This is a genomic window from Caulobacter sp. GW821-FHT09H08 (assembly GCF_059415885.1).
Genome location: NZ_JBWKOC010000006.1, coordinates 111619 through 131094, shown reverse-complemented (window position 1 = coordinate 131094; position 19476 = coordinate 111619). Strand labels below are relative to the sequence as shown.

General features: G+C 68.3%; 20 protein-coding genes and 1 pseudogene. 11 read left to right on the top strand and 10 right to left on the bottom strand.

From position 1 onward, the window contains the following. Positions 1–20: 20 nt before the first annotated feature. On the bottom strand, positions 21–692 hold the full coding sequence (locus AC07NN_RS20645) for a YjfI family protein (RefSeq protein ID WP_494645286.1): 672 nt from the start codon (positions 690–692) through the stop codon (positions 21–23). Between the two features lie 155 nt (positions 693–847). Between AC07NN_RS20645 and AC07NN_RS20640 the strand changes: the two genes are divergently transcribed. The 5 genes and pseudogenes from AC07NN_RS20640 to AC07NN_RS20620 all read left to right on the top strand — a co-directional run. Beyond that, the gene (locus tag AC07NN_RS20640) at positions 848–1495 is read left to right on the top strand and encodes a YjfK family protein (RefSeq protein ID WP_494645283.1); all 648 of its coding nucleotides are present in this window, start codon (positions 848–850) and stop codon (positions 1493–1495) included. A gap of 22 nt (positions 1496–1517) precedes the next feature. Further along, positions 1518–1931, top strand: a complete 414-nt coding sequence (locus AC07NN_RS20635; protein WP_494645282.1) for a DUF350 domain-containing protein — start codon at positions 1518–1520, stop codon at positions 1929–1931. 11 nt (positions 1932–1942) lie between these two features. Further along, the gene (locus tag AC07NN_RS20630) at positions 1943–2587 is read left to right on the top strand and encodes a DUF1190 domain-containing protein (RefSeq protein ID WP_494645280.1); all 645 of its coding nucleotides are present in this window, start codon (positions 1943–1945) and stop codon (positions 2585–2587) included. 160 nt (positions 2588–2747) lie between these two features. Further along, positions 2748–3233 carry a hypothetical protein gene (locus AC07NN_RS20625; protein WP_494645278.1) on the top strand — a complete coding sequence of 162 codons (486 nt, stop codon included), beginning with the start codon at positions 2748–2750 and terminating at the stop codon, positions 3231–3233. Further along, a pseudogene (locus AC07NN_RS20620) lies at positions 3234–3328 on the top strand (hypothetical protein); the annotation flags it as partial. Positions 3329–3337: 9 nt separating this feature from the next. Here AC07NN_RS20620 and AC07NN_RS20615 read toward each other — a convergent pair. The 5 genes from AC07NN_RS20615 to AC07NN_RS20595 all read right to left on the bottom strand — a co-directional run bounded on the left by AC07NN_RS20615 (position 3338) and on the right by AC07NN_RS20595 (position 10090). Then, on the bottom strand, positions 3338–3829 hold the full coding sequence (locus tag AC07NN_RS20615) for a low molecular weight protein-tyrosine-phosphatase (protein WP_494645919.1): 492 nt from the start codon (positions 3827–3829) through the stop codon (positions 3338–3340). Then, positions 3814–7398 carry a hydantoinase B/oxoprolinase family protein gene (locus AC07NN_RS20610; protein WP_494645276.1) on the bottom strand — a complete coding sequence of 1195 codons (3585 nt, stop codon included), beginning with the start codon at positions 7396–7398 and terminating at the stop codon, positions 3814–3816. The genes AC07NN_RS20615 and AC07NN_RS20610 overlap by 16 nt, the downstream gene beginning before the upstream one ends. A 45-nt stretch (positions 7399–7443) precedes the next feature. Beyond that, complete coding sequence (locus tag AC07NN_RS20605) at positions 7444–8019, bottom strand: TMEM165/GDT1 family protein (protein WP_494645274.1); 576 nt, start codon at positions 8017–8019, stop codon at positions 7444–7446. 227 nt (positions 8020–8246) lie between these two features. After that, the gene (locus AC07NN_RS20600) at positions 8247–8987 is read right to left on the bottom strand and encodes a DUF2793 domain-containing protein (RefSeq protein WP_494645272.1); all 741 of its coding nucleotides are present in this window, start codon (positions 8985–8987) and stop codon (positions 8247–8249) included. A 95-nt stretch (positions 8988–9082) separates the two neighbouring features. Continuing rightward, on the bottom strand, positions 9083–10090 hold the full coding sequence (locus AC07NN_RS20595; RefSeq protein WP_494645270.1) for an NAD(P)H-dependent flavin oxidoreductase: 1008 nt from the start codon (positions 10088–10090) through the stop codon (positions 9083–9085). Positions 10091–10262: 172 nt separating this feature from the next. On the opposite strand from AC07NN_RS20595, the gene AC07NN_RS20590 reads away from it, so the two are divergent. Genes AC07NN_RS20590 through AC07NN_RS20580 form a run of 3 tightly spaced genes read left to right on the top strand, consistent with a single transcriptional unit; the run spans position 10263 to position 14492 of the window. Next, positions 10263–11714 (top strand): methylmalonyl-CoA mutase subunit beta, encoded by a 1452-nt coding sequence (locus AC07NN_RS20590; RefSeq protein ID WP_494645917.1) that lies wholly within the window; start codon positions 10263–10265, stop codon positions 11712–11714. 4 nt (positions 11715–11718) lie between these two features. After that, positions 11719–13869, top strand: coding sequence for a methylmalonyl-CoA mutase (gene scpA, locus AC07NN_RS20585; protein WP_494645268.1), 2151 nt, complete (start codon positions 11719–11721; stop codon positions 13867–13869). A gap of 47 nt (positions 13870–13916) precedes the next feature. Then, positions 13917–14492 carry a Uma2 family endonuclease gene (locus AC07NN_RS20580; protein ID WP_494645266.1) on the top strand — a complete coding sequence of 192 codons (576 nt, stop codon included), beginning with the start codon at positions 13917–13919 and terminating at the stop codon, positions 14490–14492. 36 nt (positions 14493–14528) lie between these two features. Here AC07NN_RS20580 and AC07NN_RS20575 read toward each other — a convergent pair whose 3' ends face one another. Then, the gene (locus AC07NN_RS20575) at positions 14529–15509 is read right to left on the bottom strand and encodes an alpha/beta fold hydrolase (protein WP_494645264.1); all 981 of its coding nucleotides are present in this window, start codon (positions 15507–15509) and stop codon (positions 14529–14531) included. Between the two features lie 97 nt (positions 15510–15606). Between AC07NN_RS20575 and AC07NN_RS20570 the strand changes: the two genes are divergently transcribed. Further along, on the top strand, positions 15607–16149 hold the full coding sequence (locus AC07NN_RS20570) for a TetR/AcrR family transcriptional regulator (RefSeq protein ID WP_494645263.1): 543 nt from the start codon (positions 15607–15609) through the stop codon (positions 16147–16149). Here the strand turns inward: AC07NN_RS20570 and AC07NN_RS20565 are convergent. Together AC07NN_RS20565 and AC07NN_RS20560 are read right to left on the bottom strand one after the other, a co-directional pair. Continuing rightward, positions 16146–16604 carry a DUF4112 domain-containing protein gene (locus tag AC07NN_RS20565; protein ID WP_494645261.1) on the bottom strand — a complete coding sequence of 153 codons (459 nt, stop codon included), beginning with the start codon at positions 16602–16604 and terminating at the stop codon, positions 16146–16148. The genes AC07NN_RS20570 and AC07NN_RS20565 overlap by 4 nt on opposite strands. 36 nt (positions 16605–16640) lie before the next feature. Continuing rightward, positions 16641–17102 carry a DUF4112 domain-containing protein gene (locus AC07NN_RS20560; protein WP_494645259.1) on the bottom strand — a complete coding sequence of 154 codons (462 nt, stop codon included), beginning with the start codon at positions 17100–17102 and terminating at the stop codon, positions 16641–16643. 188 nt (positions 17103–17290) lie between these two features. Between AC07NN_RS20560 and AC07NN_RS20555 the strand changes: the two genes are divergently transcribed. Together AC07NN_RS20555 and meaB are read left to right on the top strand one after the other, a co-directional pair. After that, entirely contained in the window at positions 17291–17608 is a 318-nt protein-coding gene (locus AC07NN_RS20555; protein ID WP_494645257.1) for a heavy metal-binding domain-containing protein, read from the top strand. Positions 17609–17617: 9 nt separating this feature from the next. Next, positions 17618–18598, top strand: a complete 981-nt coding sequence (gene meaB, locus AC07NN_RS20550; protein WP_494645255.1) for a methylmalonyl Co-A mutase-associated GTPase MeaB — start codon at positions 17618–17620, stop codon at positions 18596–18598. A 61-nt stretch (positions 18599–18659) separates the two neighbouring features. On the opposite strand, the gene phaH is transcribed toward meaB, so the two are convergent. Continuing rightward, positions 18660–19442, bottom strand: coding sequence for a phasin PhaH (phaH, locus tag AC07NN_RS20545; protein WP_494645253.1), 783 nt, complete (start codon positions 19440–19442; stop codon positions 18660–18662). Positions 19443–19476: the final 34 nt, after the last annotated feature.

The window sequence follows — 19476 nt, the reverse complement described above, 5'->3', positions numbered from 1 at the left end:
CGTCTCCAGGTCTCTAGTTCTTAAGCGGCCGCGACGCGGCTCTTTTCGAAGGAATCGCGCAAGTCGCTGGCGGCGGCGATGGCGTTGTCGGCCAGGGTGCGCAGCTCGATGATCAGCGTCTGCAGGGTGGTCTTGGACGAGATTTCGCCCATCAGTTCGTAATAGTCGCGGCCGTCGACAGCCGTGATGCCGAAGTTCGACAGCGGCACGATCTTCTGGGCCTTGAGCAGGAACTCGTTGAAGGCCGCGCGGTCGTTCTGCTCGTCGCAGGCCCACAGAAGGGTCGAGACGACCATCTGCAGCGCGCCGCCGCTGACATAGACCGGCAGGTCGCCGAACTCGTGCATGGTGACCAGCAGCACCGGCTCGACGCCCTCGATCACGGTGGCGGTCAGTTCGTCCTGGCGCACGAGGGCGCTCTCGGCCAGCGCGTCGCGCAGGCTGTGAATCGTCCAGGCGGTGTCGATAACGGAGTCCATGTGTCTGACGCCCTTGGGGGGATGGGGGTTTGTCTTCAGGTTCGGCCCACGAACCGACTCGACGACGATGGCCTGGACAGCCGAAAGGATGTCGGGCTTGCACGCCGCCGGCGCCCAGACTTCGATCTTCACGAAGCCGGCGTTCCGGCGGGCCTCGCGCCACGCGCGGGTCCTTTCTGCGGCCTGAGCGCCTCTCGTCATCTTGGCGGGCATGCGTTACATGTATGCGTAACATGTACGCTTGACAAGACACCGTTCGACGTCATCCTGCGACTGACTTCACCCGAGGGCAAGAACGCTCGCGGGCGCGATCGGCGTCAACCCTAGATAAGCGGCGCCGTGGGATTTTTGAGGGCTCGCGAACCGCGATGTTCGGAAAGCTTTTCGGCGGCAAGGGCGAGACGGCGCAGCCGGCCCTGCCCGTCATCCGCAATGTCACCATCGGCCGCACCGTGGTGCTGGACCCGCTGACCTGGCGACGCTTCGGCGCGGAGACCAAGTTCGCCTTGGACCGCGACACGCTGGAGATCACCGCCCAGGGCCTGATCCAGCTGAACGACGGCGCATACGTGCATCGGTTCTACACCGACGACGAAATCCTGTTCCAGGTCGTGTCCGACGACCGCGAGGGCCAGAAGGCCAACGATTTCACGGTCTTCGTGCCCTGGGCCAGCGAATATCCCAGCGACCGCGCCGACCGCGAGCTCTGGAGCCAGCGCCTGCGCGCCCGCACGTTCCAGCCCGAGGGCCTGCCCGCCTTCACCCGTCTATGGTTCGGCGAGGAGGCCGAGCAGCAGGATCCGGTGACGCTGTGGGAGGACGTCTACTACAGCCGCGAGGCCACGCGCCCCGACCGCCGCCTGTTCCAGACCACCATGCTGTTTCACCGCGACCTCGCCGGCGGCGACGGGCGCGAGCTGCTCCTGGCCCTGACCCTGGAGCCGGAAGACAGCAAGGACGTGAGCCACGAAATGATGATCGGCCTGCCGCTTTCGGTGGGCGAGTTCAGAGCCTAAGAGCCTGGAGGGGCTACCTACGATGTTCGACTTCATCGGTTTCAAGGAAGGCGCGGTGGCGTTCCTGCTGGCCTTCGTGGTGGCGGGCCTGTTCACCATCGCCTTCAAGTACATCTACCAGTGGATCACGCCCTACAATGAGAAGGCGCTGATCCGGCAGGGCAACAACGCCGCCGCCATCGCCCTGGCGGGCGCCCTGATCGGCTACGTCCTGCCGCTGGCTTCGGCGCTGAGCCACACGGTCAGCCTGCCCGAATTCGCCGCCTGGGCCGCCCTGGCCGGCGTCATCCAGATCCTGGCGTTCACCGTGGTGCGGATGATCGCCCTGCCCGACGTCAAGACGCGGATCGAGAACGGCGAGACCTCGATCGGCGTCTACATGGCCGGCGTGTCGATCTCCGTCGGCCTGCTGAACGCCGCCTGCATGACCTCGTAAGGACACGAGCCATGACAACCCGCAAACGTTCGAGTTCGCTGAAGCTGACGACCATGCTGGCCGGCGCGACCGCGCTGACCCTGGCCGGCTGCGACGACCCCGGCTCGCAGGTCAATTTCGACCCCAACCGCGGCGAGCAGGTCGAGGCCTTCAGCTATAAGACCCTGCAGGAATGCAAGGACGCCAACGAGGTCAACGACCAGCAGTGCGACACCGCCTACGCCGCCGCCCAGAAGGACGACGCCGCGCAGGCTCCGCGCTACAACGCCCGCTCGACCTGCGAGGACGTCTACGGCGCCGGCAACTGCGTGCCGCGCAGCTATGGCGGCCATGACGTCTTCACGCCGCTGTTGGCCGGCTTCGTGATCGGCAAGATGCTGGATGGTCCCGGCCTGCCCTACTATCGCGGGACAGGGATGTATCGCCGCGATGACGCGTATGGCGGCGGCTACTACTCGACCTGGGGCGGACGCCTCGGCCGCGACTACAGCACGGGTCGCTCGGTCATCACCAAGACCAGCATCGACCCGCCGGACGCCATCCGCAGCGCGCCACCCAGGATCCAGACCCGCACCTCGGTCGTCTCACGCGGCGGCTTCGGCGGCGGCCGCAGCTACGCCCACAGCGGCGGCTTCCGGGGCGGTTTCGGCGGCTAAGCCGCGCTCGACATTTTTGCGCCCATCTCTTTTTGAGATTGACTCTCAACTGACCATCCCATCTAGTTGAGAAGCGTTCGCAAGAACGCGTCGGGCCGCTCACCGAGATCGGTTCGCCACGGCGGGTGTCGGCCCCCTGCTTGGCGAGGAGATTTACGGCGTGCGGCCCGACCCTTTCTCCGAGACCCATATCAGCCACTGCGGCCCCATCGGCCTGGCCCAAGGCGAGCGCGTCCTGCTGTGGATGCTCCGTCAATGGGTGACCGCCCGAGTGCTGGGCGAAGAGCCCGGCGCGCGGCTTTCACAGAAAGCCGGCGGCCTGGTGTCGCCACGCGTGGCCACCGCCTTCATCCTGATGATGTCCGCCATCGAGGGCCAGGTTCGCCGCCCTCTGTGCGTCTCCGCGCCCTGCTCGGCGGGCTACGCCAATGACGAGCAGCGCCTGATCACGGCCTGCGGCGTCTGCCCCGCCTCGCCGGAGATCGCCGACCGCCTGCTGGAGAGCCTGGTCATCACGCCCGAGGCCGTGACGGTGATGGCGCGCTTCCTGAACACGGCGCTCGCCAACGACGGCATGGCCTTGCCGATGCGGCTCGATGAGCCCGAGCCGGTGGTGAGCGCGCAGGCCCGACCGACGCTGCACTGAGGGCCCGTCCTCGCCCTTCGACAAGCTCAGGGTGAGGACTATTGCCAGCGCTTCAGTAGAAACCTCACCCTGAGCCTGTCGAAGGGCGGGGTTTCGGCCCATCGCTATCGCCAACCTTCCTCCACGAGCCGGCGCGCCAGGATCTGCGCCGCCATCGCCACGTCGCGCCAGGTGACGTCGAAGCCCGCGTCGTCGCCGTAGTAGGGATCGGCCACCGCCCTGCCCTCATGGCCGGGCACAAGGTCCAGCAGCAACCCGACCTCCGCCGTCGCGTCGCGCGGCATGGCCGCCCGCAAGCCCTCAAGGTTGTCGTGATCGAGGGCGTAGATGTGGGTGAAGGTCCGGAAGTCGTCCTTGGCCACCTTCCGCGCCCGCTGATCGCCGATGTCGACGCCGTTGCGACGCGCCACGGCCACAGAGCGAGGATCCGAAGACTCTCCGGCGTGCCAGCCACCCGTGCCGGCAGAATCGACCAGGACGTCCAGGCCCAGCCGCTGGGCCTCGGCCCGGAACGCACCCTCGGCCAGCGGTGAGCGACAGATGTTGCCAAGGCAAACGAAGAGCACCGAAACCCTGGCCATCACGCCTTCCCCCAGCCGCCGCCGCCCGGCGTCTCGATGACGATGGCGTCGCCCGCGCCGACCTCGACCAGATCCGTCGCGGCCATAGTCTGGACCGTTCCGCCGGCGCGTTCGATCCGCGCCCTGCCGAGTTCGCCGGAACCACCGCCTTCCAGCCCGAAAGGCGGCACACGCCGGCGGTTGGAGAGCAAGGTGGCGGTCATCGGCTCGCGGAAGCCGATCCTGCGCACCACGCCGTCGCCGCCGCGATTGCTCCCCGCCCCACCCGAACCGCGCCGGATCGAGAAGGCCTCGACCAGCACCGGATAGCGGGTCTCCAGCACCTCGGGATCGGTCAGGCGGCTGTTGGTCATGTGGGTCTGGACCGCGTCGGTCCCGGCGAAATCCGGCCCCGCGCCCGAGCCGCCGCAGATGGTCTCGTAGTACTGCCGCCGCTCGTCGCCAAAGGTGAAGTTGTTCATCGTCCCCTGCGCCCCGGCCATCACGCCGAGCGCGCCGTAGAGGGCGTCGACCACCACCTGGCTGGTCTCGACATTGCCCGCCACCACCGCCGCCGGATAGCGCGGCCGCAGCATCGAGCCCTCGGGAATGACCAGCTCGACCGGCCGCAGGCAGCCGTCGTTCATCGGGATCTCGTCATCGACCAGGGTGCGGAACACATACAGCGCCGCCGCCCGGCAGATCGAGGCCGGAGCGTTGAAGTTGGTCGGGACCTGATCGCTGGTGCCGGTGAAATCGACACGGGCGGTACGGGCCTGCTGGTCGACCGTGATGGCGACCTTCACGACCGAACCATCGTCCAGCTCGTAGACGAACGAGCCGCTCTCCATTGTCGCCAGCACGCGGCGGACGGCCTCCTCGGCATTGTCCTGGACGTGGGCCATGTAGGCCTCGACGACATCCTGGCCGAACTCGGCGACCATGCTGGTCAGGGCCTCGGCCCCACGCGCGCAGGCGGCGATCTGGGCCTTGAGGTCGCCGATGTTCTGGTCGGGATTGCGCGCCGGCCACTTGCCCGAGGCCAGCAGGGCGCGGGTCTCGGCTTCCAGGAACCGCCCGCCCTCGACCAGCAGGAAGTTCTCGATCAGGACCCCTTCCTCCTCGACCGTCTTGCTGGTCGGCGGCATCGAGCCCGGCGTGATGCCGCCGATGTCGCCCTGGTGACCGCGCGCGGCGACGTAGAACAGCAGGGCGCCGGCCGCATCGAACACCGGCATGACCACGGTGACGTCCGGCAGGTGGGTGCCGCCATTGTACGGAGCGTTCAGCATGTAGACGTCGCCCGGCTTCATGCCCCGGCCATCGCCCTCGCGCCCGTCGCGAATGGCCCGCACGCTGTCGCCCATCGAGCCCAGGTGCACCGGCATGTGCGGCGCGTTGGCGATCAGGTCGCCGTCGCGGCTGAACAGGGCGCAGGAGAAGTCCAGCCGCTCCTTGATATTGACCGAATAGGCCGTGTTCTGGAGGGCGAACCCCATCTCCTCGGCCACGGCCATGAAGAGGTTGTTGAACACCTCCAGCATGACCGGGTCGGCTTCGGTGCCGATGGCCTTGCGGGTCGGGAGAGCGACGACGCGGTCCAGGATGAGGTTCAGGCGGGCGTCGACCGTGGCGCGCCAGCCGGGTTCGACGACGGTGGCGCCGGTGGCTTCGCGGATGATGGCGGGACCGCGGATCTCGACGCCGATGGCCAGGGTTTCGCGGTCAAAGGCAGGCGTCGTGTGGATTGAACCCGCCATACGAACGTCGAAGATAGCGAGCAGCTCAGCGCTCGTCTGAGCAGCGGATTGAAAATCCGCGTGTCCAGCGTCCGAATGACCGATCGCCTCGACCGACAGAGTCTCGACCACCAGCGGCGTCGTCGGCGAGGTGAAGCCAAAGCGCCGCCGATGTAGTTCCTCGAACGCCGCGCGCACTTCGCCGACATCGCCAAACGGCACGACCAGCGGCGTGTCGGTGCCAGCGTACTTCACGCGCAGGCTGGCGACGGTCTCGACCGAGACCATCGGCACGTCCTGCGCGCGCAGAGCCGCCTCGGCCTCAACGGCCAGCACCTTCGCCCGTTCGGCCAGATCGCCCGCAGCATCCAGCGGCCGTTCCACCGTCTCTTCACGAATCAGGCGCAGGTCGGCCAGGCCCATGCCGTAGGCGCTGAGCACCCCGGCGAACGGGTGGATCATGACCTTGGTCATGCTCAGCGCGTCGGCCACCAGGCAGGCATGCTGCCCGCCCGCGCCGCCGAAACAGGCCAGCACATAGCGGGTGACGTCGTAGCCACGCTGGATCGAGATCTGCCGCACGGCCTTGGCCATGTTTTCGACGGCGATGGTGACGAAGCCCTCGGCGACCTCCTGTGGGGTCATGGCCTTGCCGGTCGCCGCTTCGATCTGCGCCGACACCGCCTCGAAGCCGCGCGCAACCGCCTCGGCGTCCAGCGGCTGGTCGGCGTTCGGACCGAACACCTTCGGGAAAAACTCCGGCCGCAACTTGCCCAGCATGACGTTGCAGTCGGTGACCGTCAGCGCCCCCCCCCGACGATAAGCTGCCGGTCCAGGCACCGCGCCGGCCGAGGCCGGACCGACCCGCAGGCGCGCGCCGTCGAACGAACAGATCGAGCCGCCGCCGGCCGCCACTGTGTGGATATTCATCATCGGCGCGCGCATCCGCACGCCCGCCACCACCGTCTCGAAGGCCCGCTCGTACTCGCCGGCATAGTGGCAGACGTCGGTGGAGGTGCCGCCCATGTCGAAGCCGATCACGCGCTCGAACCCGGCCTCGCCCGCCGTCCGCGCCATGCCGACCACGCCGCCGGCCGGACCGGACAGGATGGCGTCCTTGCCCCGGAATGCCCGCGCGTCGGTCAGGCCGCCATTCGACTGCATGAAGAGGAGCCGGGTGTCGTGACCGAGCGCCGTTGCGACCTGATCCACATAGCGCCGCAGGATTGGCGACAGGTAGGCGTCGACCACCGTCGTGTCGCCGCGACCGACCAGCTTCATCAGCGGGCTGACCTCGTGGCTGACCGAGACCTGGGTGAAGCCGATCTCGCGCGCGATCGTCGCGACCCGCGCCTCGTGGTCGGTGAAGCGGAAGCCGTGCAGCAGCACGATGGCGATGGCGCGGAAGCCTTCGTCGAAGGCGGCCTGCAAACCGGTGCGCGCGGCGGCCTCGTCCAGCGGCCGCAGCACCTGGCCCTCGACACTCATCCGCTCGTCGATCTCGACGACGCGGTCGTAGAGGGCTTCGGGCTTGACGATGTGACGCTCGAACAGCTTGGGCCGCGCCTGGTAGCCGATCCGCAGGGCGTCGGCGTGACCGCCCGTGATCGCCAGGACCGTGGGCTCGCCCTTGCGCTCGAGCAGGGCGTTGGTGGCGACGGTCGTGCCCATCTTCACCGCGTCGATAACCGCGCCGTCCGGCAGCAGGGCTCGAACACCCGCCACCGCAGCGTCGGCATAGTGCTCGGGATTTTCAGACAGCAGCTTGTGGGTGACCAGCGAGCCGTCCGGCCGCCGCGCGACGATGTCCGTGAACGTGCCGCCCCGATCGATCCAGAACTCCCAGCCGCGCGGATCTTGAGTCATGAGGGGCGGAACTCCTTGCTCCGCCCCTCATAGCCGCTGGGACGCCTACTTCAACAGCCCCGTCAGCTCCGCCACCTGCCACAGGCCCAGAGCCAGGAAGATCACCGCCGCCCCGATCCGCACGTACTTCAGCGGCACGATCTTGGTGGCGGCCTCGCCCAGGTACACGGCCGGGACGTTGGCCAGCATCATGCCCAAGGTCGTGCCCGCCGCGACCCAGAAGATCGAGTGGAACTTGGCGCCCAGGGCGACGGTGGCGATCTGGGTCTTGTCGCCCATCTCGACCAGGAAGAAGGCGATGGTGGTGGTCAGGAACACGCCGTAGCGGCCAGCCTTGTCGCCCTCTTCGTCATCGGCCTTGTCCGGGATCAGCGCCCAGGCGGCCATGGCGATGAACGAGATGGCGATAGCCCACTTGAACCAGGCGCCGCTCAGGAAGTCGGCGACCCAGTAGCCGGCCGTGGCGGCTAGGGCGTGGTTGGCCAGAGTGGCGACCAGAATCCCCAAGATGATCGGGATCGGCTTCTTGAAGCGCGTGGCCAGGATGATGGCCAGGAGCTGGGTCTTGTCGCCGATTTCGGCGATGGCCACGACCAGGGTCGAGACGAGCAGGCTTTCCACTGAAATAGTCCTCCGGGCCGGGCGCATGCCAATAGCGTCGACGTCCACCCGGCCCGGATGGAAATCGGCGCCATTGGTCTCGCCAAGGAAGCTCTAGTCGCTTCCCTTCCCCGCGCCATGCCCCCGAAGAAGCAAGTGTGTTGACGGCGGGGCCCGCTGATAGATGCGGGCGGCTACTCCCCAAAGGTGAGGCGCGTTTAGCCGCTGAAGCCCACGCCGTCAACGCATCAGGCGACAGCCGCCGGCGCGTCGAAGCGCAGCACGTGGATCGCGACCCGTACCTTGCCGGCCACGAAGTTCCCACCCACCGCCGTCAGCAACACCGGCGTGTCGGCGTAGAACGCCGTCGGGCCTATCACCCCGACATTGCTGGAATTCTTGGCCACGCCCAGCGAGCCGCCGAACTTGCTGGCGTCGCCCGACACCCCGCAGTTGTACGAGGCCGCGCCGGTCACCGCGACCGTGGTCCGGGTCGAGACGGCCAGCACGATGCCGCGGCTGGGGACGGCGATGCTGGTCGCCGTCGAAGCGCCCGAGACGGTCACCTCCTGCTCCAGGATCTCCAGCCGCGTGTTGGCCAGGCCCGGCGAGGCGGCCGCAACAGTGCTGCGGAAGGTCGCCGACAGCGGCGTCCAGGCCGCGCCATCGAAGGCGACCATCTGGTTCTCGTCCTTGACCCAGGCCAGCACGCCCTCGGCGGGGACGAGCGACTCCCAGGCGCCGGCTTCGAAGCGCATCAGGGTTCCGGTGGGCTGTCCGGCCCAGGCCGCGCCGGTGGCGCTGGCGGGCAGGATCCAGACGCCGCCGGTGGCAGGACTGGCCGGCTGGGCCGAGACCGAACGGCTCTCGACCGCCAACTGCACGAGGCCGTCCAGCCGGGCGAGGCTTTCATTGATGGGAATATGCTTCTGCGCCTGGGCGGCCACCACATAGGGCAGGCCGAGGCGGGGCGTGACGTCGTCGAACATTGAGGCGGCTCCGGGAGCGAGTTGAAGTCGCCCCCAGCATCACGGCGCCGCCAGGACCGGGGATGGAGCAGGCTCCATCCCCGTGCCTCGCCCACCTACTCGGCGGCGAAAGCCAAGTGATTTCCGGACGTAAGCGCCGTCTTGGCCGCCAGTTCGGCCTTGGCTTGCTCGTACTCCGCCGAGAACTTGGCGATGAGTTCCCCGGCGGTCAGCACGTTTTCGATCGCGCCGATGCCCTGGCCGCAGCCCCAGATGTCGCGCCAGGCCTTGGCGTCCTGGTTGCCGCCCGAGCCGAAGTTCATCTTCGACGGATCGCTGACCGGCAGGTTCTCGGGATCGAGGCCCGCCTTGATCACCGACGGCCGCAGATAGTTGCCGTGCACCCCCGTGAAGAGGTTCGAGTACAGGATGTCGTCGGCCTTGCTGTCGACGATCATGTCCTTGTAGCCCTGCACCGCATTGGCTTCCTGGGTCGCGATGAAGGCCGAGCCGACATAGGCCAAGTCCGCGCCCATGGCCTGGGCGGCCAGGATCGAGCGGCCCGAGGCGATCGAGCCCGACAGCGCCACCGGCCCGTCGAACCACTGGCGGATCTCCTGGATTAGGGCGAACGGCGACAGGGTGCCAGCGTGGCCGCCCGCGCCGGCCGCGACCGGGATCAGGCCGTCGGCGCCCTTCTCGATGGCCTTGCGGGCGAAGCGATCGGTGATGACGTCGTGCAGGGTGATCCCGCCGTACGAGTGGATCGCCTGGTTCAGGTCCTCCCGGGCGCCCAGCGAGGTGATGACCACCGGAACCTTGTATTTGACGCACATCGCGATGTCGTCTTCGAGGCGGTTGTTGGTCTTGTGGACGATCTGGTTGACCGCGAACGGGGCCGACGGCGCGTCGGGATTGGCGCGGTCGTAGGCGGCCAGCTCTTCGGTGATCCGGGCCAGCCATTCGTCCAGCTGCGACAGCGGGCGGGCGTTCAGCGACGGGAACGAGCCGACGATGCCGGCCTTGCACTGGGCGATGACCAGGTCCGGATTGCTGATGATGAACAGCGGCGAGGCGATGACCGGAAGGCGCAGGCGGTCGCGCAGGACGGGCGGCAAAGCCATGGAGGTGCTCCCCTTTGGAGTTCGGCTTGAGACGCCGAATATGTGATCACTGATCAGATTAAACGACTGTTTGGCTCCGACGCAAGGCTTGACGGCCCTAGCGGCAGGGGCGCATCACGGTCGAAAAGATAAAAATGCTGCACTGCAGGAGAGAGACGCTTTGACCGAGGCGATGACGCCCCTGGCCGAGGACTTTGGCGCCCAAGGCGACGACGCGACGCGCGCCCGCTGGATGGCCCTGGTCGAGAAGACCCTGAAGGGCCAGAGCTTCGACGAAGCCCTGACCGTCGCCACGCCCGACGGCCTGACGATCCAACCGCTCTATACCGCCGCAGACGGCGTCGCCGTGGCTCGCGACCTGCGCGCCCGCGATCCTGACCGTCCCTGGGACCTGCGCACCCGCGCAGCCCACCCCGATCCGGCCCGCGTGGCCAAGGACATCCTGACCGACCTGGAAGGCGGCGGCGCTTCGGTGCTGCTGCAGATCGATCCGACCGGCGCGAACGGCGTCGCGGTGGGCTCGGCCGACGACCTGGCCAAGGCGCTGTCGGGCGTGTTGCTCGACCTCGCCCCCGTCGCCCTGGACGCCGGCTTCCTGGGCCCCAAGGCCGCCGACTGGCTCGGCGCCCTGGCCAAGGCTGCACCGAACGCCCCGCTGGCCTTCCACATGGATCCGCTGACGGCCTTCGCGACGACCGGCGCCAGCCCCGGCCCGATCGAGAGCCACCTCTTCAACGCCGCCACGGTCGGCTCGCGCCTCGCCGCGACCTACGCCAAGGCCAGCCTGTTCCTGGCCACCGGCCGCGCTGCCCACGAAGCAGGCGGGTCGAACACCGAGGAACTGGCCGTGATGACGGCCAGCGCCCTGGCCTATGCCAAGGCTCTGGTGCGCTCGGGCCTCACCATTGAAGACGCCTTCGGCCGCATCGTGCTGGGCGTCAGCCTGGACGGCGAATACTTCACCGGCGTCGCCAAGGTCCGCGCGGCCAAGGCGATGTGGGCTCGGCTGACGCAAGCCTGCGGCGTCACAGTCGCCCCGACGATCGAGGTCCGCTCCTCGCGCCGGATGCTGGCCAAGGCCGACGCCTGGACGAACCTGCTGCGCCTGACCTCGGCCGGGTTCGCCGGCGCGGTCGGCGGGGCGGACACGATCCTGCTGGACGCCTTCACCGACGCCCTCGGCCTGCCCACCGCCTTCGCCCGCCGCCAGGCCCGCAATACCCAGCTCGTCCTGATGGAAGAGAGCAATCTGGGCCGCGTCGCCGACCCGGCCGGCGGGGCCTGGTACCTCGACAGCCTGACCGACCAGATAGCCCGCGCCGCCTGGGGCGGGTTCCAGGCCATCGAAGCCGCCGGCGGCATCGTCAAGGCGTTGGAGAGCGGCCTGGTCGCCGACGCCGTCGCCAAGACCCGCGCGGCGCAAGAGGCCGCCTTCGCCGACAAAAGCCGCAAGATCCTCGGCGTCACGGCCTTCCCCAACGCCGACGACAAGACCCCGGAGGTCGAGGCGCCCGATGCGGCCGCCTTCGCTGTTGCCGGTCCCGACGTCCGCCTGCCCGGCCCCGACAGCCACTGCCCGGCCCTGACGCCGGTGCGCTTCGCCGCCGCCTTCGAGGGCGCTTAAAGCCATGAGCAAGTTCCCCGACTTCACCACCGTCGACTTCGCCGAGGTCGCTTCCGCGCCGGCTCCCGAAGGCGAGGCCTGGAACACGCCTGAAGGCATCGCCGTCGCGCCTGCGTTCGACGCCGACGACGTCGCCGGCCTGGACTTCACCGGCGGCTATCCGGGCGTCGCGCCGTTCGTGCGCGGCCCCTACCCGACCATGTACGTGACCAACCCGTGGACGGTGCGGCAGTACGCCGGCTTCTCGACGGCCGAGGACAGCAACGCCTTCTACCGCCGCAACCTCGCGGCCGGTCAGATGGGCCTGTCGGTGGCCTTCGACCTGGCCACCCACCGCGGCTACGACTCTGACCACGAGCGGGTGAAGGGCGATGTCGGCATGGCGGGCGTCGCCATCGACTCGATCCTGGACATGCGCACGCTCTTCAGCGGCATCCCGCTCGACAAGATGAGCGTCTCGATGACCATGAACGGCGCGGTGCTGCCGATCCTGGCGCTCTACATCGTCGCGGCCGAGGAACAGGGCGTCTCGCCCGACAAGCTGTCGGGGACGATCCAGAACGACATCCTCAAAGAGTTCATGGTGCGGAACACCTACATCTATCCGCCCGCGCCCTCGATGCGGATCATCTCGGACATCTTCGCCTTCACCTCGGCGAACATGCCCAAGTTCAACTCGATCTCGATCAGCGGCTATCACATGCAGGAGGCCGGGGCGACGGCCGACCTGGAGCTGGCCTACACCCTGGCCGACGGCATCGAATACGCCCGGGCCGGTGTCGCGGCCGGCATGAGCATCGACGTCTTCGCCCCGCGCCTGTCGTTCTTCTGGGCGATCGGCATGAACTATTTCATGGAGGTCGCGAAGATGCGCGCGGCCCGCCTGCTTTGGGCCCGCCTGATGAAGCGCGAGTTCGAGCCCAAGGACGACCGCTCGCTCTCCTTGCGCACCCACAGCCAGACCTCGGGCTGGTCGCTGGCGGCGCAGGACGTCTTCAACAACGTCTCGCGCACCTGCGTCGAGGCCATGGCCGCCGTGAACGGCCAGACCCAGAGCCTGCACACCAACGCCCTGGACGAAGCCCTGGCCCTGCCGACCGACTTCTCGGCCCGCATCGCCCGCAACACCCAGCTGTTCCTGCAGATGGAGAGCGGCACGACCCGCGTCGCCGACCCGTGGGGCGGCAGTTACTATGTCGAGCGCCTGACCCACGACCTGGCCCGCAAGGCGCTGGATCACATCGAAGAGGTCGAGGCCGCCGGCGGCATGGCCAAGGCCATCGAGCAGGGCATCCCAAAGCTCCGCATCGAGGAAGCCGCCGCCAAGACCCAGGCCCGCATCGACGCCAATCGCCAGAGCGTGGTGGGCGTCAACCGCTATAAGCCCGAGGTCGCCGACGACATCCCGATGCTGAAGGTCGACAATGGGTCGGTCCGCGCCCAGCAGCTGGAAAAGCTGGCCCGCCTGAAGGCCGAGCGCGATCCGGCCGCGACCGAGGCGGCGCTGAAGGCGCTGGAAGACGGCGCGCGTGGAACCGGCAACCTGCTGGCCCTGGCCGTCGACGCCGCCCGCGCCAAGGCCACGGTCGGCGAGATCAGCCTGGCCATGGAAAAGGTGTTCGGCCGCCATCGCGCCGAGATCAAGTCGATCCAGGGGGTCTATATGAAGGAGGCCGGCAGCGATCCGATGGCCGCCCGCGCCAAGGCGATGGTCGAGGCGTTCGAGCAGGCTGACGGTCGCCGCCCGCGTATCCTGATCGCCAAGATGGGCCAGGACGGCCACGACCGGGGCCAGAAGGTGATCGCCACGGCCTTCGCCGACCTGGGCTTCGACGTCGATATCGGCCCGCTGTTCCAGACCCCGGCCGAGGCCGCCCGCCAGGCGGTGGAGAACGACGTCCACGTGGTAGGCGCCTCCTCACTCGCCGCCGGCCACCTGACCCTGGCGCCGGAGCTGAAGGCCGAGCTCGCCAAGCAAGGCCGCGACGACATCCTGATGGTCGTGGGCGGCGTCATCCCGCCCCAGGACTTCCAGGCCCTGCGCGACGCCGGCGCCGCGGCGATCTTCCCGCCCGGCACCGTCATCGCCGAGGCGGCGATCGAGCTGCTGGATCAGCTGAACCGGCAGTTGGGGTATACGCAGGAAGCAGCGTAGGGCGCGATCGACTGTGCGGGTAACTACCCGCGTGGTAGCATATTGCTATGAACGCCCTCGTCCGAGCGCTGGAAACGTCGCAACAGCACCGCTTCACGCTGGACGACGTTCTGCGCATGCAGGAAGCTGGCATTCTCGACGAAGGCGCACGGGTCGAGCTGATCGATGGAGTCTTAGTCGAAATGGCCCCTGAGGGCGCGCCGCACACCCGGGTGAAGATGCAGATCGCCGGGCGCTTCATGGCGCTCGCCGGCGAGAATGTGCAGGTAATCGTCGATTCGACGCTGCGCTTGGCCCCGACCTATGCGCCGGATCCGGACCTCTACCTCTACGACGCCTCCATCCGGCTGGACGAGGTGAGCGGCGTCAATGTCGGCCTAGTTATCGAAGTCGCCCAGTCCACGATCAGAAACGATCTCGCCTTCAAGGCTGAGCTCTACGCCCAGCATGGCGTGCGGGAATACTGGGTCGTCGACGTCAACAACGACACGATCATCACCCATCGGGACGTAGTCAGCGGCGCCTACCGCGACGTCGTCCTCCATACTGAGCGGGAGACGGTGATCTCGTTGATCTTCCCGCACCTTTCGCTCTGCCTGGCCGACCTTCCGCCAATCCGCTGACGTCGCCGAGCCAAAACTCGGCGACGCCGCCGCCACCTAGCCCTTCACCGTCCGTCCCAGGAAGTCGACGATCAGTGCGCCGATCTCCTGCGCGTGGGTCTCCAGCGCGAAGTGGCCGGTGTCCAACAGGTGGACCTCGGCCTGCGGCTGGTCGCGCTTGTAGGCGGCCGCGCCCGGCGGGATGAAGAACAGGTCGTTCTTGCCCCAGGCCGCCAGGATCGGTGGGCGGTGCTTGCGGAAATAGGCCTGCCAGTCCGGATAGACCGCCAGGTTGTTCCGATAGTCGTAGAACAGGTCCAGCTGGATGTCGGTCTGGCCGGGCCGCGACAGATAGGCGAAGTCCAGCTCATAGCCGTCCGGGCCGACCTTCGAGGCGTCGGCGCCGGTCACGTACTGCCAGCGGGTGGCGTCCAGCGTCAGGAAATTCCGCAACGCCTCGCGATGCTCGGCCGAGCCGTCGGCCCAATAGGCCTTGATCGGCGCCCAGGCCTCGCCCAGCCCATCGAGATAGGCGTTGCCGTTCTGGCTGATGATCGCCGTGACCCGCTCGGGATGGGCGGCGGCCAGGCGGAAGCCGGTAGGGGCGCCGTAGTCGAAGACGTAGATCGCGTAGCGCTTCAGCCCCAGGGCCTCGGTGAAGCCGCCAATCGTCTTGGCCAGGTTGTCGAAGGTGTAGGCGTACTGGCCGCGCGGCGGGGCCTTGGTCTGGCCGAAACCCGGCAGGTCGGGGGCGATGACGCGGTAACGCTGGGCCAGCTGCGGGATCAGGTCCCGGAACATGTGGCTGGAGCTGGGAAAGCCGTGCAGCAGCAGGATCACCGGCGCGTCGACCGGACCGGCCTGGCGATAGAAGACGTCGACCTCGCCGACGATCTGGCGGTGATAGCTGACCTTGGTCGAGGCGGCCTTCACGGCGGGCGTGGCGGCCAGGGCCTTGGGCGCGGCGACGGCCAGGGCGCCGGCGGCGGGAGCGAACAGCGCCAGGCGGCGCGTCAGTTGGACGGGGGTAGCGGACATGGCGGGCTCCGAGTTGACGTTGGCGTCGTTCGGGCTCACATAAAACCGACCGACCGGTCGTAAATACTACCGATCGGTCGGATATAAAGAGGCTGAGATGAAAGCGACCCTGAAAGATATCGTCGTCGAGGCGCGCGAGTTGTTCCGCCGCCACGGCTATGACGGCGCGTCGATGCAGGACCTGGCCGAACGGGTGGGGCTGAAGAAGGCCAGCCTCTACACCCGCTTCCCCAACAAGGAGGCGCTGGCGCCGGAGGTGCTGAGCCTGACCCTGGCCGAGAGTCAGGTGGGTCTGCCCGACCATGGCGACGACTGGCGCGCCCAGTATGCGGCCGTGCTCACCCGGTTCGCCGAGACCTTGATCGAGGGGCGGCGGTGCGTGGGCCTGCACCTGGCCTATGGCGTGTCGGACGACACGCCGGTGGCCCAGGCGGCGGTACGGAATTTCTTCGTCGGTCAGCGCGAGGCCATCGCCGCGATCCTGGCCAAGGGCATGTCCGCCACAGAAGCCGATGCGACGGCGGCCGACGCCATGGCGCGGCTGGAGGGCGCTACTCTGTGGCTGGCGACGATCGGCGACGAAGGTCCGATGCGGCGAGCGCTGGCGGAACTGGTCGCCGCCCAGACAAACCGGGCCTAGGCCTTCCGGCGGAACAGGCCGCGCTTCTTCTGGGACCGTTCCAGGGCCACCTCCTCCGGCAGGCCGTGGCGGGCCTCGATGTCCTTCTGCAGAGCCTTGGCGGCCATCAGGTGACCCGGGAAGATCGTGTCGACGGCCCAGCCCAGCACCGGCACGGTGTCTGACAGGTTGTCGGCGGCCAGATAGGCCGTCATCCGCGCCAGGGTGGCCGGCGAAGCGCCCGCCTGGAAGGCATGGACCAGCAACAGTCCGCCCGCGCCCAGGCCATAGGCCAGGCCCGCGCCCGGCACCCAGGCCAGGACGCCATCCAGGCCGATGCCCAGGGGTCCGATGCCGATCAACCGGTCGGAGAGGCGCTTGATCGTCTCGGCCGAGCGCCAGGCGCGATGGGCCTTGGCGCGACGGTCGGCCTGGCCGTCGGCGTAGCCGGGAGACATCGAAAGGTCGTCGGTCATGCTTGTTGAACGCCCTGCCCCACGCCGCGTTGCCCGTTAGCCCAGGAACACCACCCGGCGCTTCTCCTGGCCGGCCTGGATGCGCGCGATCAGGGCGCGGTATTCCGGCGAGTCCTTCACGTCACGGCGCGAACCTTCGAAATAGATGGTGTCGTCCATGTGCCGCAGCAACATGTCCGCCGACCACTTGTGACCCGTGAACAGCATGTCGGCCACCTTGCCCGCCACCGGGATCGAGCCCGAAACGGTGTCGATCACGATGATGGCGACGATCTGGACCACGATCATCGGCGCGGCGCGGGCCCGTACGGCGTCGAGGATGATCAGACTGCCGGCCCCGAGGCTGTAGAGTTCGCCAGCGCCCGGGATCCAGGTCAGCAGACCGTCCAGACCGATGCCCATCGGCCCGATCCCGACCACGTTGTCGGAGAGCTTCTTCACCCGCTCGACGTTGTTGCGGATGTTGTGCAGCTCGACGTGCGACTTGGCGAAGATCAACGGACGCCCCCCGGCAATGGTTAACGCGGCCAATCTGCAGCAAGCCCGCCGAAGCAGGAAGGCCCGGGACCCCAGATTCACGCCCTGGGCGAACAATGTCATACGAAGCATCGCCTTTCCGTGTCAGCCTCTCGCGAGCGGTGGCGTTTGCGCTTAAGCTGCCTTGCGGACACAGCCAGGAATTTCGGATGCTGATCACCACCACGCCGTTCGTCGAAGGCCACCCGGTCCAGGAGTACAAGGGCGCGATCTACGCCCAGTCCATCCTGGGGGCCAACGTCGTCCTGGACCTGATGGCTTCGATCCGCGACTTCATCGGCGGCCACTCCAAGTCATACGAACGCGTCCTGGCCCGCGCCCGCGAGGACGCGATGAACGCCCTGATGAAGGAAGCCCAGAAGGTCGGCGCCAACGCCATCCTGGCGGTCGATCTCGACTACAACACCGTCGGCCCGAACGGCTCGATGATGATGGTTTCGGTTTCCGGGACCGCCGTCGTCCTCTAAGCGGGGACCGTGACTCCCAGCCTCAACATCGACGTCCTGGAACAGCGCCTGGTCGCCGGCGACCGCGCCGCCCTGGCGCGCGCCATCACCCTGGTCGAGAGTCGCCGGACCGACCACCAGGCCGCCGCGCGTACCCTGCTCTCGCGCCTGATGCCCCTGACCGGTCGCGCCCAGCGGATCGGCATTACCGGCGTGCCGGGCGCGGGCAAGTCGACGACCATCGAACGCTTCGGCTGCGACCTCGTGGAGGCCGGCCACAAGGTGGCTGTGCTGGCGGTCGATCCGTCCTCAGGCCGGCACGGCGGATCGATCCTGGGCGACAAGACCCGGATGGAGCAGCTCAGCGTCCAGCCGAACGCCTATATCCGCCCGTCCCCGTCCGGCGGCGCCCTCGGCGGGGTGGCGCGCAAGACCCGCGAGGCCATGCTGCTGTGCGAGGCGGCCGGCTTCGACGTCGTGATCGTCGAGACCGTCGGCGTCGGCCAGTCCGAGACCGTCGTCGCCGACATGGTCGACATCTTCCTGGCCCTGCTGATCCCCGGCGGCGGCGACGAACTGCAGGGCATCAAGAAGGGCCTGATCGAGCTGGCCGACCTGCTGGTGATCAACAAGGCCGACGCCGATCCGGCCAAGGCCGAGCGCTCGGCCCGCGACTACCGCAACGCCTTGCATATCCTGAGCCCCACCCATCCGGACTGGACACCGCCGGTGCTGACCGCCTCGGGCCTGACAGGACTGGGCCTCGACGTGCTGTGGCGGCAGATCCAGCGGCACCGCGAGGTGATGAGCGCCAACGGCGCCTGGGCCGCCCGCCGCGCCGACCAGGACGCCCGCTGGATGTGGGCCATGGTCCGCGACCGACTGGAGGACGCCTTCAAGACCGCGCCAGCGGTGGCGGCCTTGGTTCCGGAGCTGGAAACGGCGGTGCGCGCGGGCGAGATTCCGGCCTCGGCGGCGGCGGATCGACTGCTAGGGGCGTTCGGGCTGTAGCGCCGATACGAAAAAGCCGCCGGGCCAGGCCCGACAGCTCTTCGTTCAGGTGTTGATCGTCCTAGGCTTCGACCGGCGCGGCGAAGCGCTTGGCCTGGGCGATCCAGGCGTCGCGCTCGGCGCGGCCCTTCAGGCTCAGAAGCTCGTCGAACGAGGCCAGTTCGTCCGGCGTCCAGGCCGCGATCTGGCTGAAGGTGGTCACGCCCAGCTCGGTCAGCGAAGCGGCCAGTTTGGGGCCGACGCCGACGATGCGGGTCAGGTCGTCGCTGGCGGCTTCGGCAGCTTCCACGGGCGCGGCGGCGAGTTCGGCGACGGCCTCGACCGGCGCGGCCTCCTCGACGATCTCGACCGGCGCTTCGGCCACGACCTCGACGGCTTCGAGCACGACAGCTTCAGCCTCGACGACGGGCTCGATCACGGTCTCGACGACCGCTTCGGCGATGTCCTCGTTGGCGGCGGCGACGACCTCGACCACCGGTTCGGCGGCGGCTTCGGCGATCTCCTCGACGGCGTCCAGGGTCGCTTCGGTGGTCTCGGCCATAGCGGCGACAGCCTCGACGACCGGCGCGGCGGCCTCTTCGATCACGGGCTCGGGCGCGGCTTCGAGCACGGCGATGGTCTCAGCCGGCGGCGCGACCGGTTCCGGCGCGAGCGCCATCAGCGCCTCGAGGTTCACAGCCTCGCGCCAGCGCGAAGCCCACCACCAGTAGGTGGCGCCGGCGGCGGCTGCGCCGCCGAACATCAGCCACAGCGGCGACACGGCCCCGACCACCACGCGCGGCGCGGTTTCGGGCTCGACCTTGTCGGCTTGGAATTCGGGAAAGTAGGAGAAGATCGAAACCATGGGGGCGCTCCCAAGACCGAGGCATGTGGGCGAA

Bases quoted from the DNA above. Each gene is read 5' to 3' on its own strand.
- AC07NN_RS20645 (WP_494645286.1), bottom strand. From the start codon at position 692: ATGCCCGCCAAGATGACGAGAGGCGCTCAGGCCGCAGAAAGGACCCGC.
- AC07NN_RS20640 (WP_494645283.1), top strand. From the start codon at position 848: ATGTTCGGAAAGCTTTTCGGCGGCAAGGGCGAGACGGCGCAGCCGGCC.
- AC07NN_RS20635 (WP_494645282.1), top strand. From the start codon at position 1,518: ATGTTCGACTTCATCGGTTTCAAGGAAGGCGCGGTGGCGTTCCTGCTG.
- AC07NN_RS20630 (WP_494645280.1), top strand. From the start codon at position 1,943: ATGACAACCCGCAAACGTTCGAGTTCGCTGAAGCTGACGACCATGCTG.
- AC07NN_RS20610 (WP_494645276.1), bottom strand. From the start codon at position 7,398: ATGACTCAAGATCCGCGCGGCTGGGAGTTCTGGATCGATCGGGGCGGC.
- AC07NN_RS20600 (WP_494645272.1), bottom strand. From the start codon at position 8,987: ATGTTCGACGACGTCACGCCCCGCCTCGGCCTGCCCTATGTGGTGGCC.
- AC07NN_RS20595 (WP_494645270.1), bottom strand. From the start codon at position 10,090: ATGGCTTTGCCGCCCGTCCTGCGCGACCGCCTGCGCCTTCCGGTCATC.
- AC07NN_RS20590 (WP_494645917.1), top strand. From the start codon at position 10,263: ATGACGCCCCTGGCCGAGGACTTTGGCGCCCAAGGCGACGACGCGACG.
- scpA (WP_494645268.1), top strand. From the start codon at position 11,719: ATGAGCAAGTTCCCCGACTTCACCACCGTCGACTTCGCCGAGGTCGCT.
- AC07NN_RS20580 (WP_494645266.1), top strand. From the start codon at position 13,917: ATGAACGCCCTCGTCCGAGCGCTGGAAACGTCGCAACAGCACCGCTTC.
- AC07NN_RS20575 (WP_494645264.1), bottom strand. From the start codon at position 15,509: ATGTCCGCTACCCCCGTCCAACTGACGCGCCGCCTGGCGCTGTTCGCT.
- AC07NN_RS20570 (WP_494645263.1), top strand. From the start codon at position 15,607: ATGAAAGCGACCCTGAAAGATATCGTCGTCGAGGCGCGCGAGTTGTTC.
- AC07NN_RS20565 (WP_494645261.1), bottom strand. From the start codon at position 16,604: ATGACCGACGACCTTTCGATGTCTCCCGGCTACGCCGACGGCCAGGCC.
- AC07NN_RS20555 (WP_494645257.1), top strand. From the start codon at position 17,291: ATGCTGATCACCACCACGCCGTTCGTCGAAGGCCACCCGGTCCAGGAG.
- phaH (WP_494645253.1), bottom strand. From the start codon at position 19,442: ATGGTTTCGATCTTCTCCTACTTTCCCGAATTCCAAGCCGACAAGGTC.